This window comes from Solimonas flava DSM 18980 (assembly GCF_000426685.1).
GTDB classification, from domain to species: Bacteria; Pseudomonadota; Gammaproteobacteria; order Nevskiales; family Nevskiaceae; genus Solimonas; species Solimonas flava.
Window position 1 is genome coordinate 409,479 of the sequence record NZ_KE384553.1, and the last position, 25,292, is coordinate 434,770.

Here is a 25,292-nt window from a genome sequence, read left to right on the forward strand (position 1 = left end):
ACCGCCCTGAATAGAGAAAGTTCTCAGTTTGTTTTCAGATCTAACCAGTTCGGGGGATGTGCGCGCATGGGGCCTTGCCCGAATAGTCGGGCCACGCCTGCTCGAATGCCGGTGGTGGGCACCGGCGGCAGGTGTATGCAGTTCAGGGGGATTCTCATGAACCGAGTTCTTGATCGCTTGCTGTCTCAGCAAGGCTCCATCGGGTCGGCTGTCATCGCCGCGTTCGCCATCGGCATCGTCGTCACCGCCTGCGGTGGCGGCGGAGGATCGAAACCGCCAACCGTCGTGGAGCCGGTCGATCCGCCGGCAGCGGCGGCCAATACGCCGCTGACTTTCGAGATCGTCGACAGCAACGGTCTGGTCGAAGCCCCCATGAGCATCAGTTTCTCGGGCGCCGACGCCGATGAGCTGCTGACCCAGGTCGGCGCAGCCGTTTCCAGTCCGCAGAGCACGAGCAGCGGCCTGCTGCCGCTTTCGCTCAAAGCAGGAGCGATGCCGAGCGAGGACGCGCCGATCGAATTCAACGCCGTCGTTTCCGGCGCCGGTTATCTGACCACGGGCCTGGTGGTACGGATCGCGTCGACCGAGACGCGCCAAATCCGCGTGGTGATGGTCAAGCTGGAGACGGATGGCACCGGCGCCGTGGCGCATGCACCCTCGGGCGTCAGCGGTGCGGTGCGCGACGATGTTTCCGCCACCGGCGGCAAGCTGAACACAGCGCTGACGCTCGAAACGCCGACCAAGGACGACACCGGCAAGGTCGTCGGCGGCGCGACGCTGCAGATTCCGACGACGGTCACGCTGAAGCGCGCCGACGGCACGCCCGCCGCGGATGGCCCGATCACGGCTTCGGTGGTCAGTTTCTCCGCCGCTTCTCCCGAGGCGCTGGAGGCGTTTCCCGGCGGTTTTGCCGTCAATGTCGAAGGCGCGGGCGAGGGATTCTTCGTTTCCGGCGGCTTTGTGGCCTTCAACCTCACCGACTCGGCAGGTCAACCGATCAAGCAGTTCAGTGCGCCGGTCACGGCGACGATCACGCTGCCGGCTGGCATCGTCAACGAGGACACCGGTGAGGCGGTCAAGGTCGGTGACACGCTGCCGATCTGGAGCTACGAGGAGGATGCCGGCATGTGGGCTGGCGAGGGGACGGGCACGGTCACGGCGCAGAACGCCGATGGCAGCTTCGTGCTGTCGTTCCAGACCACGCATCTGTCGTACTGGAACATGGACTGGAAAGGCTCGGACACGTGCACGGCCAGCATTCGCGTGAATGGTCTCAAGAGCGGGATGACGGTCTATCTCTCGGCGCAGTTCGATCCGGCCAATGGCTATCTCTCCAGCGGCTACGCGACCTTCGACCAGCCGGTGTTTCCGATCTACCTCGCGCCGCGCAACAAGCGTATGACCATCACCGCGCGGAGTGCGGACGGCACCGTTCTCGGCTCGACGACCGTCAACAATCTCTGCGCCGCGCAAGTCGTGCTGAATCTCACGCCGCCGAACCAGACCGCGCTCGCTTTCTCGACGGCCGAAGCCTGCGTCGACAAGCAGGGAAACATCATCGCGTCGACCAAGCGGGCGCTGCCGTCGTGGATCTACGTGCGGGGGCAGCCGCAAATCGGCACCTACACGTACACCTACGGTGGGCGGACCTATACCTACACCTACACGAGCTACGGCTACGGCGGTTCGCTGTACACGACCGGCAGCGGGGCCAGCGCGACTGGGACGCTCGCAGTGCTGTCTTCACCGTCCACCTACGAGGCTTACGTTTATTCGCCGCGCGGTGACATGAAGACGGTGAGCGGGATCACGACCGTGCAGGGCCAGACGACCACGGTGCCGGAAGTCGTCTTCCCGATGAGCTGCCGCCCCGTCACCGGGACCGGCGGTGGCGGCTGAGGCCGACGGGAAGACTTCAGCCTCGGGCATGGACCTGCGCTGATTCCTGCCGTTCGCCCCGGTGCATAGCGGTCAGCACCGGGGTGAACGGCGCGCTTTCCGGAGCGCCGGCTGGCCGGTGTCTACGCAGGAACTCGGGCTTGGCGCGTCTTTTCATCGAAAAGTGCCGGGACAACAGGTGATCAACCGACGCTTCGCGCGCACGCGGCGACTGGCGCATGCCATGTCTTTCCTTCTGCTGCTGCTTGGCGGCGGGGCGCGGGCGGCGGACGGGGAGGACTCGGATAGTCTGCCGAATCTGGCGGGCGTCACCGGCCTGCTCAATGTGCCGACCGCTTCGACGCTGCCGGAAGGCGCGATCGCCGCCGGTCTGGTGCGCTATACGGATCCTGCCGTCAGCGACGACAGCTGGCATATGCAGCGGTACTACGCCGATATCGGCCTGTTCGAAGGGCTGGAGGTCAGCGGCCAGTACAACCTCGCGGATCGCCTCGGCACCTCGCAGTGGTCGCTGCGCGATCTGTCCTTCGGCGCCAAGCTGCGGGTGCCGGGCATTCCCGCCTCGTGGCCGCAGCTGGCGATCGGTGCGGACGATTTCGGCGGCTCCGTGCCGTTCTTTCGCAGCCGTTACGCACTGGCCAGTTACCGGCTGGGGCCGCTGTCGCTGACCGCCGGCTATGGCAACGGGCCGGAACGGCTCGACGGAGTCTTCGGCGGAGTGGGCCTGCGCCTGCCCTGGGGGTTCTCGACGAGCGCCGAATACGACACCGAGCACGTGCAGGGCGGACTGCGCTGGGCCTCGCCGGTATGGCGCGACGCCCTGCAGGTTCACGGCGGCGTGCTCTACACCGACCGCAGCGACGCGTCGCGCTGGTCAACCCACTTTGGTGTTCTCGTCTATCTGCCGGGCTCCCGTCCTCCGCCGTCGGTGTCGCACCGCGATGTCGCGCCGCCGGTCGCCGCCGCCATGCCGCCGCCTGCGCCTGCGCCTGTGCTTGCGCCGGTGCCCGCAGCGCCGGTTCCTGCGCCGGACGCCGCGGACCTGAACCGGCAGGCGGCCGCACGACTGCAGGCGGCGCTGCGCCGGGCGGGCTTTTCGCGCGTGTCGGTGCGGGCCAGTGGGGCGGATCTGCAGGCGGACATCGAGAACAGCGTCTTCCGCAACAACGAAGTCGATGCGCTCGGCGTCGCGCTGGGGCTCATGGCCCGCGAGGCCGGATGCGCCGCCACGCGCCTGACGCTGGTGCTCCGGCGCGACGGCGTTCCGCTCGGCACGTTCGGCAGTCGCGCAGTCGACTTTCGCCGCTTCCTGAATGCCAAGGACTGTTCGCAGCGCCTGCCCTATGACCAACTGCCGTGGCCGGTGCTGACCGTGGATCTGTATCGGGCTGTCGAGAGCCAGGCGACGCCGGCGGACGCCGCCTACGTGAGCGGCGGCAGGCGCGCCGTCGATCTGCTCGTGTATCCGCGCTATGCCTATTTCCTCGGCACCGAAGTCACGTCCTTCGGCTATTCGGCTGCGCTTGCGGGAGACCTGCGCCTGCCGCTGTGGCGCGGCGCGACGGCCAACGTCGTCGGCTTCACCTCGCCGATCGAAGACAAGACCTTCGACGACGGCGGCGTGTTCGACCCCTACGGCCTGCAGGGCGGTCTGCAGAGCGCCATGCTGTATCAGGCGTTCGTGCCGCACGCGCAGGGCATCGCCCTGGTCGGAGCGGGGCGCATCGCGCGCCATTTCGACGGCGGCGTGGCGGAGTGGCGGTGGATGCCCGATGAAGAGTTCGGCACGCTGTCCTTGCGCGCGGCTTACGGGCGCGACCATGCGGATCGTGAAACCCGCTCGCTGGCGGTCGGCACCTACGACCTGCAGTTGCCGGACTGGCGGACCGGTCTGCGTGTCAGCTACGGCCGTTACCTGCACGACGATTACGGCCCGAGCGCCGAGCTGTATCGGGACTTCGGCGACGTGCGCGTGTCCCTGTTCGTGCAGCACACGGCGCAGGACTTCGTCGGCTTGCGTATCCGCCTGCCGCTGTCGCCGCGTCGCGCGGGAAGCTGGGGACGTCTGACGCTGCGCGGCAACGAGGCCTGGAACAATCAGATCCGCACGACGATCAATGTCGAAGGCGGCAATCCCCTGTTTCCCGACCTGGTGTCGGAGCCGCGCGGCGACTTCGCGCTGGAAAAGGTCTACGCCAACAACGGCCGCTGGTCGCAGGCCTATGTGCTCTCGCAGTTGCCGCGCCTGCGCGAGGCCGACCGGCGCTGGAACGGCGAGGTGGCGCAATAGCGGGCTGCTTCGAGGGGGCGTCGCGCAGCGGCGCACGGCGATCTGAACCGCGAGGCGCTCCGGAAGCCGCGCCGGCCTCGGTCAGGGACGAGGGTCGTCCGGGGCAGCTGCGATCCTGGCGCCGCGCGCGGCGAGCAGTTCGCGCAGCACGCTGCGGTGGCAGTGGTTTTCGTCTTCGCAATAGCAGCCGACCGCCAGATCGGTGTGCTGCGACAGCGCCGCCAGCAGGTCGAGCGTGCGTGCGGCGTCGGGGGCCGCCATCTCGCGCCGGTACTGGCGCATGAAGCGTGCCCAGGCGGCGGCGTCCGCGGCGGCGCGCGCCTGCTTCACCAGGGCCTCGCTCGGCGCCAGGATCGGCAGCCAGACGTCGTACCAGTCGAGCCGGGCGAAATCGGCCTTGGCGACGCCGCGCGGCGGGCGGCGCACGGTGCCGATGCGCAGGCCCTCGCCGGCGCGGCGCGGCGTGCCGAGGCGGACGATGCTGAGGCTCATGGCGCGGTTACCGAGGCTGGGAGGGGCGCCAGCATGCCGCGCGCGGGCAGCGGAATCCAGGCGGACGGCGGGCGCCGGCCGACTGCCGGTCGTGGTGCCGGCGGCTGTGCGCAACTGCCTGCAGCCGCAGTCATTCAGGCCAATGGCGGGTCGATGTTGCACCGCCACAATCCGCGCCGTTCCTTATCGGTAATCCCCAATGCCTGCCTATAAAGCTCCACTGCGCGACATGCGCTTCCTGATCAACGAAGTCTTCGACTACCCGGCGCACTACGCGTCGCTGTCGAACGGCAAGGACGCCGATCCCGAGACGGTGGCGGCGATCCTCGAAGAAGGCGCCAAGTTCTGCGAGGAAGTGCTGGCGCCGCTGAACCTGCCGGGCGACGAGGAAGGTTGCCGCCTGCAGGACGGCAAGGTCACGACGCCGAAGGGCTTCAAGGAAGCGTACGAGCAGTACGTCGCCGGCGGCTGGCAGGGCCTGTCGCACCCGACCGAGTACGGCGGCCAGGGCATGCCGATGTCGATGGGCCTGTTCAAGACCGAGATGATGGGCACCGCCAACTGGTCGTTCAACATGTATCCGGGCCTGTCGCTCGGCGCCATGAACACGATCATGCAGCACGCCTCGGACGAGCTGAAGGCGCTCTACATGCCGCCGCTGACCGAAGGCCGCTGGACCGGCACCATGTGCCTGACCGAGCCGCAGTGCGGTACGGACCTCGGCCAGGTCAAGACCAAGGCCGAGCCGCAGGCCGACGGCAGCTACAAGATCAGCGGCACCAAGATCTTCATCTCCGCCGGCGAGCACGATCTGGCCGAGAACATCATTCACGTCGTGCTCGCGCGCCTGCCGGACGCGCCGGCCGGCACGCGCGGCATTTCGCTGTTCATCGTGCCCAAGTTCCGCCCGACGGCGGACGGCGCGGTCGGCGAGTTCAACCAGGTCGTCTGCAGCGCGATCGAGCACAAGATGGGCATCAAGGCCTCGGCGACCGCCGTGCTCAACTTCGAGGAATCGACCGGCTGGATGATCGCCGAGCCGAACAAGGGCCTCGAGGCGATGTTCACGTTCATGAACACCGCGCGCATCGGTACCGCGATCCAGGGCGTCTGCCACGCCGAGCTGTCGTTCCAGGGCGCGCTGGCCTACGCCAAGGAACGCCGCTCGATGCGCGCGCTGTCGGGCAAGAAGGAGCCGGACAAGGTCGCCGACGCGATCATCCATCATGCCGACGTGCGCCGCATGCTGCTGACGCAGAAGGCCTTCGCCGAAGGCGGCCGGGCGATGATCTACTTCGCCGCCCAGTATGCCGACCACATGACCAACGGTATCATCGAAGGCGACCAGAAGAAGTACAAGCACTGGGACGACAAGCTCGGCTTCTTCACGCCGATCATGAAGGGCTTCCTTACCGAGATGGGCCTCGAAGCCGCGAACCAGGGCATCCAGGTGTTCGGCGGCCACGGCTACATCAAGGAACACGGCATGGAGCAGATCGCGCGCGACGCGCGCATTTCGACGCTCTATGAAGGCACGACCGGCATCCAGGCGCTCGACCTGCTCGGCCGCAAGGTGCTGATCATGACCCGCGGCGGCGCGGTCCGCGAGTTTACGTCGATGATCGCCAAGTTCGCCGTCGAGCACATGCGCGATGCCAAGATGCGCCGCTACGCGACGGCACTGGCCAAGTACGCCGCCGAGTGGAACCTGCTGACGATGCGCATCATGCTCACGGCGCGCAAGGATCGCGACGTCGTCAGCGCCGCCAGCCATCACTTCCTGATGTACTCGGGCTACGTGACGATGGCGTACTTCTGGGCGCTGCAGGCGGCGGTCGCCAGCAAGAAGCTCGCGGAAGGCGGCGACGAGAAGCCGGAGTTCTACAAGGCCAAGATCGCCACCGCGCGCTTCTACTTCGACCATCTGCTGCCGCGCGCCAAGGGCCACGCCAGCTCGATGATCAAGCCGAGCAAGTCGCTGACCAAGCTGCCGGTCGAGCACTTCGTCTTCGAGTGAAGCGAACGCCGGTGCGGCCGCTACGGCCGCGACCGCATCTGTTGGGGAGTGCTGGGGGAGAACCGACAGGGCGCCGCGAGGCGCCCTGTTTTTTTATGCCGGCCGCTCGCCAGTGCGAGCGGCAACGCCGGCGCCGGATGCCGTGCGGCGTTCGTAGCGCCCGCCGAGCACGTCGCCGCCTCTCCGCCGACGCAGCCGGCTCAGCGGTAGCGGGCGCAGTCGCCGAGTGCCGCCTCGAACGCGGCCGGCGTCGCGTACGTCGTGCTGTGGTTGCGGCTGTCGATCACCGTCACCGAGCGGTCGGCATTGATCGTCAGCCGCGCGGTCTTGCCGTCCTGGCCGATGTCGATGACACCGCCGCTGGCGTCGATCACTTCGCCGGTTTCCGGGTCGGTGGTGTAGCGCATGGGCTGCACGGTCTGCACGCTGTAGGTGCCGAGCTCGCAGCCGTCGCCATTCATCGTCTCGCGGCCGAGGAAGGTGAACTGCGTCGCGCCGTTCTGTTCGGTGACCCACTCGTAGCTGTATGGAGTATCGCTTTCGCCGGCCGACATTTCCGCGGACGCGTCCGTGCCGTCGGCCAGCCGCTGGCGGCTCAGCGTGTGCCGGTAGCCCAGGGCCTGATATCGCGAACGGCCGGCGACCCCATCGGCGTCGACGACGCTGTAGCCGTGCTGCACGGCCGTCAGGCTGCGGATTTCCTTGATGAAGGCTCCGGTGCCGGCATCTTCGTAGGTCATCACGAAGGGAACGGCCGGCGAGCCGCGGCTGCTGTACGACGCAGCATGAGCCGAGCCGTCGATGTCATTGACGTATGCGCAGCTCAGACCGTCGTCGGTCGTGCTTTGCGGGCAGGCACGCAGCAGGTCGCCGTTGATGACGACGACGGTGCCGTCGTCCGCCGTCTGCATGCAGTCGTGATAATGCTGTTCGGTCCCGCGCAGGGCTTCGGTGGTGAACGGCGAGGCGACGTCCAGGGTGCGCGGCGCATCCTGCGTGTAGTTGCCGCCCAGCGTGCAGTCGAACGAGCCGGCCGCCTTGCCGGTGAGATGCGGGGCCAGGTTTGCCTGCACGCCCTTCGCGCGTGCCGCGCCGGCACTGGCGAGATACTGCAGGTAGTAGCCCGGCACGCTGAGCGCCGCGGCGCGTGCGACGGCTTCGGGCGTATCGAGTGCCGCGTCCTGCGGCGGCGTGTCGCTGCCACCACCGCTGCCGCCGCCGCCGCAGGCGCCGAGCAGGCCGAGCAGGGCCGCGGTCAATATCGTCCGGGCGCCCGGACGGGCCAGATGTTGGATCTTCATGTTTCCCCCTGAGGAGGTTCCAGCCTAGCACCGGCCTCCGGTCGCCAGATCTGGACGCAGGCCCCATCTGTGACGGATATCGCGACGGGCGACGGGCGACGGGCGACGGGCGACGGGCGACGGGCATGCCGCCGCGCGCACGTCATTCCGCCGCTCCGACCGCCTCGCGCCGAGCCGGCGGGCGGCGCGGCGCGAGGCTCCTGAGCGCGGGCGGCGCTCAGCGGTTCTCGGCCCGCTCCCACATCTGCAGATAGGCTTCGGCGCTGTTGTAGAGCGCGTCGAGCGCCGGCTTGCCGCCTTCGATGCGCACTTCCTCGACGAAGTCGGCCATCATGCCGTAGTGCGCGAAGCCGTCGACGTCGGTGTCGTAGACGCGCTCACCGCTCTGCTGGTGATCGAAACTGACCGGCTTGAAGCCGTTGAACTGCGGGCCCCAGTCCGGTCCCTGGAACAGCGTGAACGGATACTGCACCGGCGCCTTCTTCTGTTCGTTGCGCGGACGCGCCTGGGTGCCCATGCCGTTGGTGTCGGCGCCGAAGCCGAAGCCGAAGAAATAGCGCGGATCGTGCAGCGGCTCGGTCTTCTGCAGGGCTTCGACGTAGCCCTGGCCGTTGCCCTTGTAGTCGAAGATCAGGCCGCCGGTGCGGAAGATGCGCTGCGCCTGCTCGATGCTGACGCCGCCGTGGCCGCCGTGGCTCGACATCACCGGATAGCTCGGCGTCTGCGCTTCGGCGATGTCGAGCACCTCGCTCTTCATCTTCAGCTCCATGTGGTCGACTTCGATCATCACCTTCTTGTCGATCAGGCGCTGGATCAGGTAGCGGCCGAGATCGGTCAGCGTGCGCGTGTTGCACTGATTGGTGCTGGGGTCGTACACCGGCAGGCCGACCGGCGAGCCGTTCAGCACGTTCTGCACGAACAGCGACAGCGGATCGCTGCCGTTGAGCAGCACCAGCGGCACGCCGGTCATCTTCGTGCCGCCCTGATAGAGATAGGGCTGGTCCGGGCAGTCGTAGGTCTGCCAGAAGCTGCCGGTGTCGATGAAGTTGCCGACGTTGAGGATCAAGCCGTTGAACAGGCCGTTGCCGCCGAGCGCGTTGTTGAACTCGTGCATCGGGAACACCGTGCGCACGCCGAGCGCGTAGAACTCGTCGAGTTCGCGGTCGATCGTCTCCTTGTCGCACTGCGGGATGCCGACCTTCAGCGCGCAGTCGAACAGGTGCGAGTTCTCGATGCCGAGCACGACCGCCATCTTGCCTTCATTGATGACGCGCCGCGCCGCGGCCGGCGAATCGACCAGGCGGAACCAGCCCTTGCCGGGGCCGCCCTCCTGTGCGTCGATGTAATCCTGCAGATCGTGGATCTGCTGCACCTGCAGGCGCGCGGCGTCCATCTCGTTGCAGTTCTCGCCGGGCGACAGGCCGACGGTGTTCGCCTCGATGTTGCACAGCGTCTCGTTCTGCACGAGGAAGTTGATGGTCAGGCGCTGGCCGGCGAGCCAGGCACGCTCCAGCCACTTGTAGTAGGTCTGCTCGTGGGTCAGCGACTTCCAGCTCGGCCAGTCGTGGAAGCTCGGCCAGCCCTGCGTCTCGTGCGTCGCCAGCGGGTTGGTGTAGACGTACAGGTTGCCGACCAGGTCGAGCGTGCCGGCGGGGCCGTGCTGCACAACGCAGTCCTTCAGCGCCTCGGTGACGCCGTAGCGGTGGAACGGCCGGCCGTAGTGCGTGCCGCCGAGGAAATCCGTCGCGGTGATGTGCAGGTGCGAGTCGGCGAAGCCGACCACCGGCTGCCCGACGCCGCGGCCGCGGTAGGTCGTGCCGCTGGCATTGGTGCCGATCTCGGGGAAGCTCGCGCAATCCTGCGCCGCCTCGAAGCGGAAATCGCTGCCGGCGTCGGCGAGCTGCAGGCCGGCCTCGCCGGCGACGAGGCTGGCGTCGACTTCGTCGGAGCGCAGCGTGTAAAGCGGTGCCTCGCCGTCGATCGTCCAGTCGGCCGACTCGTCGGCGCTCGCCGCTGCGGTGACGCCGCGCGCGCGCGGCAGCGCCGCGACGAAGTGCGCGTCGCGGCCGTAGAGCAGGTAGCGGCCGAGCGCGGTCGGCTTGAAGAAGAACGGCTCGGCGCGCGCGACATCCGGCGTCAGCGCGTAGGTATCGCCGCTGCGCTGCACGTAGCGGCCGCTGCCGTCGTCGCGGAGCACGAAGCAGCCGTTGGCGAGTGCGTAGCGGTCCTTGGCGACCGGCGCCTCGCTGGTGGAACTGGAGTGGCCGCAGGCGGCGAGCAGGACCGCGGACGCACAGCAGGCGTAGAGAACCGGGTGTTTCACGAAGCATCTCCCCCGGAGAGCTTCGTTGTCGGATGCGATGCGTCCGCTATGCCGGATCGTCGCTGGCGTCGTCTGCGCCGTGTCCGCGGCGGCTCCCCGAAGCGCCGTCGGACGCCTGCGACCTTAGGCGCCGGTGCCGCTCCGGTCGAGTAGTAAATCCGGCCAGGGTCGCCGGCGGCGCGTTGCGGCGCGCTTCAGCGCGCGCCGAACAGCTGCTGCAGGAACAGCGTTTCAGCCTCGCGCTGCGCGTCGATGTTCTGCTTCTTGCGGAAGCCGTGGCCTTCGTCGCGGGCCAGCAGATACCAGACGCGGTCGGCCGGCACGATGCCCTGCGCGCGGACCTTGGCGACGATCTGTTCGGCCTCGGTGTAGGGCACGCGCGGATCGTTGTAGCCCTGGATCACGAACAGCGGCCTCTTCATCTGCGCGCTGAGGTTCAGCGGCGAGATCTGCGCGAAGATCTTCCGCATCTTCGGATCGCGCTCGTCGCCGTACTCGACGCGGCGCAGGTCGCGGCGATAGCCCTCGGTGTTCTGCAGGAAGGTCGTGAAGCTGGAGATGCCGACGATGTCGATCGCGCCGGCGAGGCGGTCGCTGTACGCGGCCAGCGAGGCCAGCACCATGAAGCCGCCGTACGAGCCGCCGTAGACGACGACGCGGCCGGCGTCGAGGTCCGGCTGCGTCGCGATCCAGTCGAGCAGCGCGCCGATGTCCCTGACGCTGTCCTGGCGCTTCTCGGCGTTGTCGAGCTTGAGGTAGGCCTTGCCGTAGCCGTCGGAGCCGCGCACGTTGGGTGCGATCACCGCGGCGCCGAGCTCGTTGGCCCAGAACTGCCGGCGCGTGTTGAAGCCCGGGCGATCCTGGCTCTCCGGTCCGCCGTGGATGTCGATGATCACCGGTGCGCGGCCGTCGCGGCGCGGCCGCGTGATCCAGGCCGGGATCTCGCGGCCGTCGAAGGAGCGGAACGCGATCAGCGACGGCGCGACCATCGCCGCCGGATCGAGGCCGCCCATCTCGCTCGTGGTCCAGCGCGTCAGCTGCGCCGCGGCGAGGTCCCAGACCCAGATGTCGGCGGGCGAGGTCGCGCTGTTGATGCCGATCGCCAGGCGCCGGCCGTCCGGCGCGAACTTGAGCGCGGTCAGCACGCCGACCGGCAGCGCCGGTTGCGGCAGCGCCTGCCGCGTGCGCAGATCCTCGACGACGACGCGCGAGCGGCCGCCTTCGTTGACCGAATAGGCGAGCGTCTGGCCGTCGCGCGACAGCTCGAAGGCCTCGACGTTCCAGCGCAGGTCCGCGGGCGACACCGCGCTGCGCCGCTGGCTGGCCAGATCGATGCGCACCAGCCGCTGGTAGTCGCTGTCCTCGTCGGACAGCGTCAGGATGCTGCGGCCGCCGTCGACGTAGCGGCCGCCGTCGTAGGCGATCTCGCGCTTCGACGGCCGGATCTCGCGCACGGCCTGCGACGCGAGTTCGAGCTCGTAGAGCTTGCTGGAGGTGATCGAGAGATAGCGCGTGAACAGCACGCGCCGGCCGTCCGGCGAGACATCGAGCGCCGCGATCGCGCCGCGGCCGGCGTGGACGATGCGGCGGCTCGCCGGATCGGCGGGGTTCATCGCTTCGAGGCTGTAATCGCCCGAGCCCGGCGTGACGCGGCTCCACAGCAGCAGCTTGCCGTCCGCCGTGACGAGGAAGCTCTCGTTGCGCGTCTTCGCTTCGGTGATCGCCGTTTCGGCGCCGGTGAGGCCGCTCAGATAGGCCTGGTAGTACTCGTCGCCGCCGCTGTCGCGTTCGAAGATGAAGCGGTTGCCGGAACCGGGAATCGCCAGCGCGCCGGCGACCGGCTCGTCGAAGAACGTCAGCTGCGTGCGCGCGCCGCCCGGCACCGTCACGCGATGCAGCTGCGCGGTCTGGCCGAAGCGCGTGGTGATCAGCATCGAGCCGTCGTCGAGCCAGTCCTGGAACACCGCCGATCGCGTGTTCTGGTAGCGGCGCAGCGTCTCGCGCAGCGCCGGCGGCGTCTCCGGCACGTTCTCGAACACCAGCTTGCCGGCTTCGCGGCGCTCGACGCCGGCGTCGGCGGCCGCCAGCGTGGCGCAAGTGCACAGGCCGAGGCCGGCGAGGAGCGTGAGGAGCGGGATCGCTTTCATGGCGAATGGCGGCAGGGTGAGCGGCGGAGACGGGCGAGGCGGCGGCTTGCGCAGCCGCGTGCCTACGGCGCGGCGGCGGCGAGCGGTTTGACGAACTTCAGCGTCATGCGGTCCGACTCGCCGATCGCGAGATAGCGCTCGCGGTCCTGGTCCTTCAGGCGCAGCGTCGGCGGCAGCGTCCAGACGCCGGCCGGGTAGTCCTTGCGGTCCTTCGCGTTGGCGTTGATCTCGGCGCGCGCAGCCAGCTCGAAGCCGGCGTTGCGGGCGAGCGCGATCACGTAATCCTCGTTGACGTAGCCGCTGTCCTTCATCTGCTGCAGCGTGCTGCCGGGCCGGGCGCGATGCTCGACGACGCCGAGCACGCCGCCGGGCTTGAGCGCCGCGAAGAACGCGTCGAAGGCCTGCTGCTCGAAGCCGCCGGAAATCCAGTTGTGCACGTTGCGGAAGGTCAGCACCGCGTCGGCGCTGCCGGGCGGCGCGATCGCGGTGCGCTGCGGCGGACCGAATTCGGTGACGACCACCTCGCCGAAACGCGCCGGGTCGGCTTCGAGCTTGGCCCGGTAGGCGGCGACGCTGCGCTTGCTGTAGTCGGAGGCCGTCGGCAGGCTCGCCGCCGGCGTCGCGGCGATGTAGCGGCCGTGCTCGTGCAGATAGGCGGCGAGGATGTCGGTGTAGCCGGTGGTGCCGGGCCAGATCTCGACGACCGTCATCTGCGGCGCGATGCCGAAGAACGTCAGCGTCTGCTGCGGATGACGGTAGCGGTCGCGCGCCCTCTGCTCCGCCGGACGCGCCGGATCGTCGATCGCCGCTTTCAGCGCGTGCGCGTCGACGCCGGCGGCGCTCGCGGCGCCGGTGAGCAGGATCGCGGCAAAGCCGCCGGTGAGGGTCGCGCACAGCCGCTTGCCGATGTTCATGCCGTGGGTCCGGATTCGATCAGGGAAGCCGCGACCATAGCCGCTGCGGCACGGGCTGGCGAGAGGGAATCTGCCTCTTCCGCATGACGGCCCTGTCAGCGAGCCGACCGTGCCGCGGCCGCTGCTCTCCGCTGCGGATTGGCAGTGCCGTCGCGCCGCCGTGCCGATGCGTGCGCGGAGCGTGGCCGGCGCGATCTCTGGCGGCGGCACGCCCGGCCGCCGCCAGAGACCGCGCCGCGGCTCAGAACGTTGCGGCCAGGCGCGAGCCCTGGTCGATCGCACGCTTGGCGTCGAGCTCGGCGGCGACGTCAGCGCCGCCGACCAGATGCACGCGCGCGCCGCCGGCCTGCAGCGGTTCGTACAGCTCGCGCAGCGGCTCCTGGCCGGCGCACAGCACGATGGTGTCGACCTCCAGCAGCGTCGGCTTCTCGCGCTTCTCGCCGTAGCTGATCAGCAGGCCACGGGCGTCGATCGCCTCGTAGTTGACGCCGCCGATCATCTCGACCTTTTTCATCTTCAGCGACGCGCGATGGATCCAGCCGGTGGTCTTGCCGAGACGCTTGCCGAGCGCTTCGGCCTTGCGCTGCAGCAGCGTGACCTGGCGCGCCGGCGGCGCGATCTCGGGCTTGGCGAGGCCGCCGCGCGCCGCGGCCGGATCGGCGACGCCCCATTCGTGCATCCACTCGGCGAGGTCGAGCGTCGGCGAATGGCCGTCGAGCACCAGATACTCGGCGACGTCGAAGCCGATGCCGCCGGCGCCGATCACGGCGACGCGCGGCCCGACCGCCTTGCCGTCGCGCAGCACGTCGATGTAGCTCAGCACCTTGCCGCTCGCTTCCTGTTCCGCCTGGCCCGGAATCTTCGGATTGCGCGGCGCCACGCCGGTGGCGAGCACGATCTCGTCGTAGCCGCCGGCGAGCAGCGCCGGCGCCGAGACGCGGCTGCCGAGCTTCACCGTCACGCCGGTCGTCTCCAGCTTGCGGCGGAAATAGCGCAGCGTCTCGTGGAACTCTTCCTTGCCGGGAATGCGCTTGGCCATGTTGAACTGGCCGCCGATCTCGGTCGCGGCGTCGAACAGCTCGACGGCGTGGCCGCGCTCGGCGGCGACGGTCGCCGCGGCGAGGCCGGCCGGACCGGCGCCGATCACGGCGATGCGCTTCTTCTGCGCCGCCGGCGTGTAGACCAGCTCGGTCTCGTGGCAGGCACGCGGATTGACGAGGCAGCTCGCCGTCTTCAGCTGGAAGGCGTGATCGAGGCAGGCCTGATTGCAGGCGATGCAGGTGTTGATCTCGTCGGCGCGGTTTTGCGCGGCCTTTTTGACGAACTGCGGATCGGCGAGCAGCGGACGGGCCATCGACACCATGTCGGCCTGGCCGCTGGCGAGGATCTGCTCGGCGACCGCCGGATCGTTGATACGGTTGGTGGTGCAGACCGGAATGCCGACCTCGGGCTTGAGCTTCTGCGTCACCCACGCGAAGGCGCCGCGCGGCACCGACGTGGCGATCGTCGGCACGCGTGCCTCGTGCCAGCCGATGCCGGTGTTGATGATCGTCGCGCCGGCTTTCTCGATCGCCTTGGCGAGCTGCACGATCTCGTCCCAGGTCTGGCCGTCCGGAATCAGATCCAGCATCGACAGGCGGTAGACGATGATGAAGTCGCGGCCGACCGCCTCGCGCATGCGCGAGACGATCTCGACCGGCAGGCGCATGCGGTTTTCGAACGAGCCGCCCCACTGGTCCTGGCGCTTGTTGACGTGCGTGACCAGGAACTGGTTGATGAAGTAGCCCTCGGAGCCCATCACCTCGACGCCGTCGTAGCCGCCCTCGCGAGCCAGCACGCCGGCGCGCACGAAGGCGCGGATCTGGCGCTCGACGCCGCGCGCCGACAGCTCGCGCGGCGCGAACGGCGTGATCGGCGATTTGACGCGCGAGGCGGAAACCGACAGCGGCGAGTAGCCGTAGCGGCCGGCGTGCAGGATCTGCATCGCGATCTTGCCGCCCTCGGCGTGCACGGCGTCGGTGATCTCGCGATGCGCGCGCGCGCCGGCGTGCGTCGACAGCTTCGACGCGAACGGCGTCAGCCAGCCCTCGATGTTCGGCGCGAAGCCGCCGGTGACGATCAGGCCGACGTCGCCGCGCGCGCGCTCGGCGAAGTACGCGGCGAGCCGCGGAAAGTTCTTGCGGCGGTCTTCGAGGCCGGTGTGCATCGAGCCCATCAGCACGCGGTTCTTCAGCGTCGTGAAGCCGAGATCGAGCGTCTGCAGCAGATGCGGATAAGGGGAGCTGGCCAAGGGAATGTCTCCTGCGAAAGAGGCCTTGCGGCTGGCAAAGGGAAAAGGGAAAAGGGAAAAAAGTGGGCGAGAGCGACTTTACCGCGCGTCGCTGCGCGCGGCGGCGGCGTGCTCGGCCTTGAGCATGGCGCTGATGCGGTCCTGGTTCTCGCTCCAGCGCAGCACCCATTCCGGCAGCGTCGGCGTCTGTTCGCCGCCGCCGCAGACTTCCATGATCTTGGCCGGCGGCACCGGGCCCTTGCTGCTGACGAACAGATAGCGCACCAGCACCAGCGCGCAGACGCGGCCGTCGCGCACGAAGCGGTGCTCGCCGTAGGTCCACTTCTGGTCCCAGCCGAGCAGGCGCGACTGCAGCTCGTAGGTCTGGAACGGCTGCAGCGAGCTTGAGAAGCGCGCGTCGGAATCGCCGGCCACCGGCCGCCAGCCGCGGCGCAGCGCCTTCCACCACACGCCGCTGCGCAGGCCGAGATCGAGGCGGCCGAGATCGGCCACCGAGAAGTAGCGGCCGTTGTTCATGTGCAGGTTCATGTCGAGATCGCCCGGCCACACGCGCAGCGCGAGGCGACTCGTGTCGAGCACGGCCAGCCGGCCGCGCCAGCGGAAGCTCAGCCAGATCCAGAGGCTGCGCCAGAGCATCATCATCGAACGGTTCCCCTTGAGTGGTGGGCGACGCTAGCGCAGGCGCCGGCCGGCTGCCATTGGCCGCCGCGCCGGCCGCGGCGCCGGCACGGGGCGCGCATTCGCCGGTGCGACAGGATGGCGAGGTCTGCGGCCATAACGGGCCGGATCGCCGACGCTATGCTGGCGGCCATTTCAAGATCCGGGGAGAGCCGGCATGTCGACGCCGATCGAAGTCCGCAGCGGCCAGTTCCACTACCAGCAATACACGCTCGCCTACGAGCTTTACGGCGCGGACGGCGGCACGCCTTGCGTGCTCGTGCACGGCATCCTGCTTGATTCGCTGCTCAACCGCGCGCTGGCGCGCCGCTTCGCCGCGCTCGGCTATCAGGTCGCGCTGATCGATCTGCTCGGCCACGGCAAGAGCGACCGCAGCCGCGATCCCAAGGAGCATCGCGTCGATTTCTACGCCGATCAGGTGCTCGCGCTGCTCGACCATCTCGGCTGGGCGCGCGCCGTCGTCGGCGGCGTCTCGCTCGGCTGCATCACCGCGCTGACGGTCGCCGTCAAGGCGCCGCAGCGCTGCGCGGCCCTGTTCCTCGAAATGCCGGTGATGGAATGGTCGGCGCCGTGGGCGGCGCTGATCCTCTCGCCGCTGCTCGTCGCCTCGCGCTACAACCAGCCGGTGCAGGCGCGCATCGCGCGTCTGATCGGCCGCCTGCCGCGGCCGCCGGTCGACTGGCTCGCCAGCGCGATGAACGCCATTTCCAACGACCCGCGCGTCGTCGCCGCGATCCTGCATGGCGTGCTGGTCGGTCCCATCGTGCCGACGCTGGCCGAACGCCGCCGGCTGACGATGCCGGTGCTCATCATCGGCCACAGCGGCGACAAGCTGCACGAGCACCGCGACGCCCGCTCGCTCGCCACGCAACTGCCCAATGCCCGGCTGCTGATGGCCAGGTCCATCCTCGAATTGCGGACCCGGCCCGCGCGCCTCTGGCCGCAGATCGAAGCCTTCATGCGCGCCGCGCTGGACGCCGAGACGGCGCCGGCTGCCGTGACGGCGGACGCGCCGCGCGCGGTGCCGCGCAAACCGGCTGTGCGCAAGCCGGCGGTCGCCGCCAAACGCGCCGCCGTGCGCAAGGCGCGTCCCGAGGCCAAGACCACAGCCAAGACCGCAACCAAAGCCAAAGCCGCAGTGGCGGCGCGCAAGCCGGCGGCGGGCAAGGCCGGGAACAAGCGCGTCGCCAAGCGGCCGCGCGCCGCCAAGCGCTAACCCGGCGCGCGCCGGCCGGTGCTCAAGCGGCCGTATTCACCTTCGGGAACAGCGCGCGGAAGGTCTCCGGCATCGCCTCGACCTTTTTCGCCGTGTAGTTGAAGAACACGAAGCCGGACTTCGCCATCGCGATCAGCGTGCCGTCCGCCGGCCGCGTGATGCGGAACACGATGTCGCCGCCGTAGCGGTTGAAGTCCATCACCCCGACCTCGAACAGCAGCTGGTCGCGTGCATAGGCCTCGGCGCGGTACATCGTCGCCAGATCGGTGACGATGATGCCCAGCTGCGCATCCATCGGTTCTGTGATGCCGAACTCGAACAGGAAGCGGGCGCGCGCTTCCGAGATCATCGAGATCATCGCGTCGTTGCTCAGATGGTTCGCGCCGTTGATGTCGGTGATGCGCACGGTCAGCGTCGTGCGGTAGACGTAGGCATCCTCGGGAAACTGCAGGTTCAGGCGCGCCATCGGGGCATCCGTCGTGATCGAAGGCGGCGATTGTAGGGGAGGGCGGACGCCGGCGGGCGTCGGTTCCGTGCCCGGCTAGCGGAAGCGCTCGGGCGCTTCCCGCTGCCGCTGTCGCGAGCCTTGCCGCTGCGGCAAGGCCCGGGCGTGCCCGCGTGGCCGGGGCCGGCCTTTCGATCGAAGGCCGGGCTCCCGCCCGAAGGAGCTCAGTGCTGAGTGACCACGATCGGATCGCCCTTGGTGATGATCATCGTGTGCTCGTACTGCGCCGACAGGTTGCCGTGCGCGCCAACCAGGGTCCAGCCATCGTCGGTTTCGGTCACGATGCGGCTCTTCGTCGAGAGGAAGGGCTCGATGGTGATGACCATGCCTTCCTGGAGGATGCGCCGGTCCGCCGGATCGAAGTACCCGGCAATGCTCTCGGGTTCTTCATGGAGCGCACGCCCCACGCCGTGGCTGCCGAGGTTCTCGATGATCTTGAAGCCGTAGGTCTTCGCGGTCCGCTGGATGGCGGCGCCGATGCCGTTGACGGGCTGGCCGGCGCGGGCCTGCTTCATCGCGTACTCGAGGGCGGTGCGGGTGGCATGGCACAGGCGCGTCTTCTGCGGATTGGTCGGCGGCACGACTTTCGTTCCGCCGGTATCGGCGAAGTAGCCGTCCAGCTCGGCGGAAACGTCGACGTTCAATACGTCGCCGGCCCGGATCACGCGGTCGCCCGGAATGCCGTGCGCCGCCTGCTCGTTGATGCTGATGCAGGTCGCGCCCGGGAAGTCATACGTCAGCTGCGGCGCCGAGCGTGCGCCGTGCTTTGCCAGCAACTGCTCGCCGATCGCGTCCAGCTCGCGCGTCGTCATGCCGGGCTCGGCAGCGTCGAGCATTTCCTGCAGCACGTATGAAACGATCTTGCCGATGCGCTTGAGTGCTACGACGTCGTCTTCTGTTTCGATGGTCATGCGATGTCCTGTCTGAATGCGGCGAGGAAGCCGAAATGTGCGATTGCACCCGCCTCCGAATTCGCAATCAGCGTCCTGTGGGTGCACGGAGTGTTGGTAATATCGCCGTTTGGATGGCACCGGATCAATCAGCGCCGCGCGCCGAGCACGATGACGGCGGCGCCGGCGAGGCACAGCGCGGCGCCGAGCAGGTCGGTCGCCGTCGGGCGAACGCCTTCGACGCGCCACAGCCAGAGCAGCGCCACGGCGATGTAGATGCCGCCGTAGGCGGCATAGACGCGGCCGGCGGCGGTCGGGTGCAGCGTCAGCAGCCAGGCGAACAGCGCGAGGCTGGCGGCAGCGGGCAGCAGCAGCCACGGCGTGCGCTGTTCGCGCAGGACCAGATACGGCAGGTAGCAGCCGACGATCTCGGCGAGCGCGGTGGCGACGAACAGCGGCAGCGCCTGCAGGATGTTCATGCCGCGGCGCGCTCCTTCTTGCGACGCACGTACAGCGTCTTCAGCACGCGTGCGACGAGCTTGCCGTCGCCGTCGGTGATGTCGACGCGATACTCCGGCAGCACGGCCTGGCCGCGTGCGGCCTCGCGACGCAGGCGTTCGATCTCGGCGGGCGGCATGCGAAAGCGCGCGTAGACGGTGCCGCGCCCCGGCGCGATGAAGTCGATCTGCGCGGACTTGTCCCAGACGATGTGGTCCGGGCCGATCTGGCGCATCGTCATCAGCATCAGGAACGGATCGGCCATCGCGTAGAGACTGCCGCCGAACTGCGTGCCGACCGCGTTCCGGTTGTACCAGCGCAGCGTCATGCTGACGTTGATCTCCGAATAGTCGGCGCTGACGCGGTCGACCCGGATGCCGGTGAAGAGATAGGGCGGGTAGAGGTTCAACAGCAGGCGGAACAGGCGCGAGTTCATGGCGCGGCTCCGGGGTCGGGGCTGCCGATGAAGTCGGCGAGCAGGGCGGTGAGCTGGGCCAGCATCTCGCGCTCGCGCAGCTTGAGGTCGCGCAGCTCGCCCTGGGCGATGGCATCGAATACGCGCTCGACGGTCAGCAGCATCACGGCATCGCTCTCGCGCGCGGTGCGGCCACGGCCGAGCCGCTGGCGCAGCGCGGCGATGATGGCGAGCTGGCGGCGTTGCAGGTTGCGGTAGAAGTCCTTCACGCCTTCGTCGGCCGGCACCAGGCCCAGCAGCGAGGCGCGCAGACCGTACCAGCGCACGTGCAGCTTGAGCGCGGACTTCAGCACGCGCCGGGCGACCTCGGTCGGCGAGCCGGGGGCCTGTGCTTCGGCGCTGATCACGTCCCACTCGCCGGTGATCCAGAAATCCCAGGCTGCCAGCAGGATTTCGCGCTTGTCCTTGAAGTGCTTGTAGAACGTGCCGGTCGCGTAGCCGGCGTGCCGGGCGATCTCGCCGGCATCGACGCCGTAATAGCCGTGAGCGTTGAAGCACTCGGCGGCGGCGGCGACGAGGCGCGCGCGCGTTTCGGCCGGCGCGCCGCGGCGCGGGCGCGTTTCCGGAGACGGCGGGGGGCGAGAGCGGGTGGACATGCGCCGGATGGTAGCGGATCGCCTGCGTGGCGCGTCTTAGTGAGGAGTCTTTCACTTCCGGCGGCGGATGTGCCACTATCGGCCGCAAGGCAGGTGGAGAAGCGCGGGCAACGCGACGGCCACGGTGACCGGTTCGAAGCAGGATCGGCACGGGCGCCATCTGCAGACGGCGGTGTCGTCGGCCTTGGGCCCGCGTCGCCGCCGAAACGGCAAAGAACGAGAGGAGGAGAGAGGCCATGCCTCAGGCTTACGACATCATCGTCCGCGACGGACTTTACTTCGACGGTCTCGGCTCGCCGGGCGTGCCGCGGCACATCGGCGTGCGCGACGGCCGCGTCGTCGCGGTCTCGGAGACGCCGCTGGCCGAAGCCGGCTGCGCGACGGTGATCGACGCGCGCGGCCGCTGGGTGATGCCCGGCTTTCTCGACACGCACACGCATTACGACGCGGAGCTGATCGCCGCGCCCTCGCTCAAGGAAAGCGTGCGCCACGGCGTGACGACGGTGACGATCGGCTCGTGCTCGATCAGCATGATCCTGTCCGAGCCGGAGGACTGCTCGGATCTGTTCACGCGCGTCGAGTCGGTGCCGCGCACCCAGGTGCTGCCGCTGCTGCGCCAGAAAAAACGCTGGAACACGGTCGGCGGCTATGTGGATTTTCTCCGGCGCCATCCGCTCGGGCCGAACGTGTGCTCGTTCCTCGGCCACTCCGACCTGCGCGTGCACGTGCTGGGCCTGGATCGCGCGGTCGACGCCAAGGCGCAGCCGACGGAGCCCGAGCTGCGCAAGATGGAAGCGCTGCTCGACGAAGCCGTCGACGCCGGCCTGCTCGGCCTGTCGACGATGACGACGACCTGGGACAAGCTCGACGGCGAGCGCCAGTGGTCGAAGTCGCTGCCGTCGACCTACGCGCGCTGGCGCGAGTTCCGGCGCCTCAACCGCGTGCTGCGCCGCCGCGGCGCGATCCACCAGGGCGCGCCGAACATCGTCACCAAGGTCAATGTCGTCGGCTTCCTGCTGGAGAGCGCCGGCTTCTGGCTGCGCCGCAAGCTGAAGACGACGCTGATCACGCTGATGGACGTCAAGGCCAATCCGCTGCTGCACCGCACGGTCGGGCCGCTGGCGACCTGGTGGAACCGGCTCGCCAATGCGGACTTCCGCTGGCAGGCGCTGCCGGTGCCGTTCGAGGTCTACGCCGACGGCATCGACCTGGTGATCTTCGAGGAATTCGGCGCCGGCGAGGCCGCGCTGCACCTGAAGACCGAGGTCGAGCGCAACGCGCTGTTCAAGGACGAGGCCTACCGGCGCTGGTTCCGCCGCAATTACGAGAACCGCCTGCAGCCGCGCGTCTGGCATCGCAACTTTCACGACGCGACCATCGTCGGCTGCCCGGACGCGAGCCTCGTCGGCCAGACCTTCGGCGCGATCGCCGATGCGCGCGGCCTGCATCCGGTCGACGCGTTTCTCGATCTCGTCGTCGAGCACGGGCGCAAACTGCGCTGGAAGACGGTGATCGCCAACCATCGTCCGGAAGGCATCAAGCGCATCCTGCGCGAGCCGGCGACGCTGGTCACCTTCGCCGATTCCGGCGCGCACATCCGCAACATGGCCTTCTACAACTTCCCGCTGCGCATGCTCAAGCTGGTGCGCGATGCCGAGCGCGAAGGCCGCCCGTTCATGAGCATCGAGCATGCGGTCTGGCGGCTGACCGGCGAACTGGGCCAGTGGTTCGGCGTCGATGCCGGCACCCTGCGCGTCGGCGATCGCGCCGATCTGGTCGTCGTCGATCCGCTGGCGCTGGACGCGCGGCTCGAGGCCTACCACGAGGCGCCGATGGAAGCGCTCGACGGCCTGCGGCGCATGGTCAACCGCAGCGACGGCGCGGTCGAGGCCGTGCTGATCGGTGGCCGCGTCGCCTACCGCAACGGCGAGTTCGCGCCGACGCTCGGCGTCGAGCGCGGCTACGGCGTGTTTCTGCCGTATGGACGCAAGGCCGCGCCGGAACCGCCGCTCAGCGTCGCGGCGGCGGCATAGCGGCGGCGATCGCCACGTAACCGGCCCCCATCAGCAGCGCGTACCACCATTCGACGATGTTGATCAGGCTGCCGTCGTCGTCGAAGGCGCGCAGCGGAATGCTGGCCAGGCCGAGGCCGAGCAGGGCCGCGCACAGCGTCGCGAGCAGCGCGCGCTGGCGCCGCGTCACGGCGGGCGCTTTCTCGATCAGCACGGCGGTCAGCATTTCCGCCAGCACCGTGCCGGCGAAGTAGACCGTGATGCCGTAGCGGCGCAGCCACTGGTAGACGTGGCCCTCGGCGCCGAGGAAGCTGGCGTACAGCGCCAGGAACGCCGCCGCCAGCAGGCCGAGCGCGAGCACCGCCGCGACGCGCCGCGGCGCGTCCGGGCGCAGCGCGCGCAGGCGCTCGGCGATGCGCCGCCAGAACAGCGCGAGCATCAGCACGTTCACCAGCATCAGCGGCTTGAACAGCAGATTCGCGCTGCCGTGCCGCGCGGCGCGGCTGATCGAGGTGCAGCCATCGACGTACGGCATGCAGGCCGGCGCGTAGCCTTCGCGGATCGACAGCAGATAGGCCAGATGCACGGCGAGGAACGGCAGGCCGGCGACCAGCCAGGCGTAGCGCCGTAGGGGAATTCGCTCTGGAGCGCGCATGCCGCGGAGTTTACCCTTGCCGGATTCGCCGCCCGACAAGGAGCAGACATGATCTTCCGCCATCCGCAGGCCTGGCTCGCCGCCGCGCTGAGCCTGTGCACCGTTTCCGCGACCGCCGCCGAAGGCATGTGGACGCTCGACAATCTGCCGCGCGCCCAGCTCAAGGAGCGCTACGGCTTCGAGCCGGACGCGAAATGGGTCGATCATGTGATGAAGGCGTCGGTGCGTCTCGCCGGCGGCTGCTCGGGCTCGTTCGTGTCGAAGGACGGGCTGGTGCTCACCAACGCGCACTGCGTGCTCGACTGCGTGCAGGATCTGTCCGGGGAGAAGGACTGGGTCAACGAGGGCTTCGTCGCCCGCAAACGCGAAGACGAGCTGGCCTGTCCGTCGGTCGAGTTGAACCGCCTCGAACAGATCACCGACGTCAGCGCGCGCATCGCCAAGGCGACGGCCGGCAAGACCGGTCAGGCCTATGTCGAAGCCAAGCAGGCGACGCAGGCGGCGATCGAGTCCGAGTGCAGCGGCCAGGACGCCGCGCACACGCGCTGCGATATCGTCGAGCTCTACAACGGCGGCCGGTACGATCTGTATCGCTACCACCGCTTCCAGGATGTGCGCCTGGTGTTCTCGCCGGAGTATCAGGCGGCGTTCTTCGGCGGCGATCCGGACAATTTCAACTTCCCGCGCTACAACCTCGACATGGGCCTGCTGCGCGCCTACGAGAACGGCAAGCCGGCGAAGATCAAGGACTACTTCCCGCTGAACGCGGCGGGTGCGAAGACTGGCGAACTGACGATGGTCACCGGCCATCCGGGCTCGACCGAGCGCCAGCTGACCGTCGCCCAGCTCGAAGCGCTGCGCGACTACCGCCTGATCAACACGGCGCTGTATTACGCGGAACGCCGTGCGATGCTTGCGCAGTACGGGCGCATCGGCGCCGAGGCAGCGCGCCAGTCGCAGACCGATCTGACGTATACCGAGAACAGCCTCAAGGTCTACAAGGGCGAGATCGAGGCGCTGCACGATCCGGCCGTGTTCGAGCGCAAGCGCGACGAGGAAGCGACCCTGCGCGCGGCGGCGACGTCGACCGCGCCCTGGGACGAGATCGCCCGCGCCGAGACGGTGCTGCGCAATCACTACGTGCGCTACCAGATGCTGGAGCGCAGCCGGGCCTTCTACTCCGAGCATTTCCGCATCGCCCGCGCGCTGGTGCGCCACGCCGAGGAAATGCGCAAGCCGAACGAGGTGCGTCTGCCGGAGTTCCAGGACGCCGCGCTGCCGACGCTCGAACAGCGCGTGATGTCGAAGGCGCCGATCTATCCGGAGTACGAAAAGGCCAAGCTGACGTGGTCGCTGACCAAGCTGCGCGAGGCGGTCGGCCCGGATGACGCGCTCGTCAAGCTGGTGCTCGGCAAGCAGTCGCCGGACGAACTGGCGCGCGATCTTGTCGACGGCAGCAAGCTCGCCGATCCGGCCGTGCGCCGGCAGCTGTGGGACGGCGGCGCCGCAGCGATCGCGGCCTCGAACGATCCGTTCATCAAGCTGGCCCGCGCGATCGACGCACCGGCCCGCGCCGTGCGCAAGACGATCGAGGCCGATGTCGAAGGGCCGGAGTCGCGCGCCGCCGAGGAGATCGCCAAGGTCCGCTTCGCCAGGTTCGGCACTGCCGTCTATCCGGATGCGACCTTCACGCTGCGCCTGTCGTACGGCGAGGTGCAGGGCTGGGACGAGAACGGCACGCCGGTGCCGCCGTTCACCGATCTGGGCGGCGCCTTCGCGCGCCAGACCGGCCGCGATCCGTTCGAGCTGCCGAAGGCGTGGAACGCCGCCAAGGACAAGCTGGATCTGGCCACGCCGTACAACTTCGTGACCACCAACGACATCATCGGCGGCAACTCGGGCAGCCCGGTCATCAACCGCAAGGCGGAGATCGTCGGTCTGGCCTTCGACGGCAACGCGCATTCGCACGGCGGTGCGTTCTGGTTCGACGACAAGCTCAACCGCTGCGTCGCCGTGCATCCGGCGGCGATCGCCGAAGCGCTCGACAAGATCTACGGCGTCCCCGGCCTGCTCAAGGAAATGCAGGGCCGCTAA

19 protein-coding genes are annotated in these 25,292 nt (G+C 68.8%); 6 read left to right on the top strand and 13 right to left on the bottom strand.

What is annotated here, in order from left to right; genetic code table 11:
• Positions 1-156 precede the first annotated feature (156 nt).
• Both K343_RS0119975 and K343_RS0119980 read left to right on the top strand, forming a co-directional pair.
• Positions 157-1,899: an astroprincin family protein gene (locus K343_RS0119975; protein ID WP_161628932.1), complete on the top strand. Its 1,743-nt coding sequence runs from the start codon at positions 157-159 to the stop codon at positions 1,897-1,899.
• Positions 1,900-2,017: 118 nt separating this feature from the next.
• Positions 2,018-4,189: a YjbH domain-containing protein gene (locus K343_RS0119980; protein ID WP_161628933.1), complete on the top strand. Its 2,172-nt coding sequence runs from the start codon at positions 2,018-2,020 to the stop codon at positions 4,187-4,189.
• A gap of 81 nt (positions 4,190-4,270) precedes the next feature.
• Here K343_RS0119980 and K343_RS0119985 read toward each other — a convergent pair whose 3' ends face one another.
• Complete coding sequence (locus K343_RS0119985) at positions 4,271-4,681, bottom strand: DUF488 domain-containing protein (protein WP_028009570.1); 411 nt, start codon at positions 4,679-4,681, stop codon at positions 4,271-4,273.
• A gap of 199 nt (positions 4,682-4,880) precedes the next feature.
• Here K343_RS0119985 and K343_RS0119990 point away from each other — a divergent pair, with 199 nt between their 5' ends.
• A complete protein-coding gene (locus K343_RS0119990; RefSeq protein WP_028009571.1) occupies positions 4,881-6,698 on the top strand; it encodes an acyl-CoA dehydrogenase C-terminal domain-containing protein in 1,818 nt (605 codons plus the stop codon).
• Positions 6,699-6,898: 200 nt separating this feature from the next.
• On the opposite strand, the gene K343_RS0119995 is transcribed toward K343_RS0119990, so the two are convergent.
• From K343_RS0119995 to K343_RS0120020, 6 genes are all read right to left on the bottom strand, one after another.
• Positions 6,899-7,999, bottom strand: coding sequence for a hypothetical protein (locus K343_RS0119995; RefSeq protein ID WP_154662666.1), 1,101 nt, complete (start codon positions 7,997-7,999; stop codon positions 6,899-6,901).
• A 217-nt stretch (positions 8,000-8,216) separates the two neighbouring features.
• A complete protein-coding gene (locus K343_RS23035) occupies positions 8,217-10,322 on the bottom strand; it encodes an amidohydrolase family protein (protein WP_043113191.1) in 2,106 nt (701 codons plus the stop codon).
• A 194-nt stretch (positions 10,323-10,516) separates the two neighbouring features.
• The gene (locus K343_RS0120005; protein ID WP_028009573.1) at positions 10,517-12,469 is read right to left on the bottom strand and encodes a S9 family peptidase; all 1,953 of its coding nucleotides are present in this window, start codon (positions 12,467-12,469) and stop codon (positions 10,517-10,519) included.
• A 62-nt stretch (positions 12,470-12,531) separates the two neighbouring features.
• Positions 12,532-13,383, bottom strand: coding sequence for a class I SAM-dependent methyltransferase (locus K343_RS0120010; RefSeq protein ID WP_028009574.1), 852 nt, complete (start codon positions 13,381-13,383; stop codon positions 12,532-12,534).
• A gap of 241 nt (positions 13,384-13,624) precedes the next feature.
• The gene (locus K343_RS0120015; RefSeq protein ID WP_028009575.1) at positions 13,625-15,673 is read right to left on the bottom strand and encodes an NADPH-dependent 2,4-dienoyl-CoA reductase; all 2,049 of its coding nucleotides are present in this window, start codon (positions 15,671-15,673) and stop codon (positions 13,625-13,627) included.
• Between the two features lie 78 nt (positions 15,674-15,751).
• Entirely contained in the window at positions 15,752-16,315 is a 564-nt protein-coding gene (locus K343_RS0120020) for a thioesterase family protein (RefSeq protein ID WP_028009576.1), read from the bottom strand.
• Between the two features lie 193 nt (positions 16,316-16,508).
• Here K343_RS0120020 and K343_RS23040 point away from each other — a divergent pair, with 193 nt between their 5' ends.
• A complete protein-coding gene (locus K343_RS23040) occupies positions 16,509-17,567 on the top strand; it encodes an alpha/beta fold hydrolase (protein ID WP_051278752.1) in 1,059 nt (352 codons plus the stop codon).
• Between the two features lie 22 nt (positions 17,568-17,589).
• Here K343_RS23040 and K343_RS0120030 read toward each other — a convergent pair whose 3' ends face one another.
• The 5 genes from K343_RS0120030 to K343_RS23760 form a co-directional block, all read right to left on the bottom strand.
• The gene (locus K343_RS0120030; RefSeq protein WP_028009577.1) at positions 17,590-18,033 is read right to left on the bottom strand and encodes a thioesterase family protein; all 444 of its coding nucleotides are present in this window, start codon (positions 18,031-18,033) and stop codon (positions 17,590-17,592) included.
• 203 nt (positions 18,034-18,236) lie between these two features.
• A complete protein-coding gene (gene map, locus K343_RS0120035) occupies positions 18,237-18,983 on the bottom strand; it encodes a type I methionyl aminopeptidase (RefSeq protein WP_028009578.1) in 747 nt (248 codons plus the stop codon).
• A gap of 128 nt (positions 18,984-19,111) precedes the next feature.
• Positions 19,112-19,441 carry a YnfA family protein gene (locus K343_RS0120040; protein WP_028009579.1) on the bottom strand — a complete coding sequence of 110 codons (330 nt, stop codon included), beginning with the start codon at positions 19,439-19,441 and terminating at the stop codon, positions 19,112-19,114.
• A complete protein-coding gene (locus K343_RS0120045; protein WP_028009580.1) occupies positions 19,438-19,896 on the bottom strand; it encodes a DUF4442 domain-containing protein in 459 nt (152 codons plus the stop codon). The genes K343_RS0120040 and K343_RS0120045 overlap by 4 nt, the downstream gene beginning before the upstream one ends.
• Positions 19,893-20,531 carry a TetR/AcrR family transcriptional regulator gene (locus tag K343_RS23760; protein WP_028009581.1) on the bottom strand — a complete coding sequence of 213 codons (639 nt, stop codon included), beginning with the start codon at positions 20,529-20,531 and terminating at the stop codon, positions 19,893-19,895. Before K343_RS23760 ends, K343_RS0120045 begins: the two co-directional genes overlap by 4 nt.
• Positions 20,532-20,767: 236 nt before the next feature.
• Here K343_RS23760 and K343_RS0120055 point away from each other — a divergent pair, with 236 nt between their 5' ends.
• On the top strand, positions 20,768-22,564 hold the full coding sequence (locus tag K343_RS0120055) for an N-acyl-D-amino-acid deacylase family protein (RefSeq protein WP_028009582.1): 1,797 nt from the start codon (positions 20,768-20,770) through the stop codon (positions 22,562-22,564).
• Here K343_RS0120055 and K343_RS0120060 read toward each other — a convergent pair.
• The gene (locus K343_RS0120060; RefSeq protein WP_051278753.1) at positions 22,542-23,198 is read right to left on the bottom strand and encodes a hypothetical protein; all 657 of its coding nucleotides are present in this window, start codon (positions 23,196-23,198) and stop codon (positions 22,542-22,544) included. The genes K343_RS0120055 and K343_RS0120060 overlap by 23 nt on opposite strands.
• Positions 23,199-23,246: 48 nt before the next feature.
• Here K343_RS0120060 and K343_RS0120065 point away from each other — a divergent pair, with 48 nt between their 5' ends.
• Positions 23,247-25,292: a S46 family peptidase gene (locus K343_RS0120065; RefSeq protein WP_028009584.1), complete on the top strand. Its 2,046-nt coding sequence runs from the start codon at positions 23,247-23,249 to the stop codon at positions 25,290-25,292.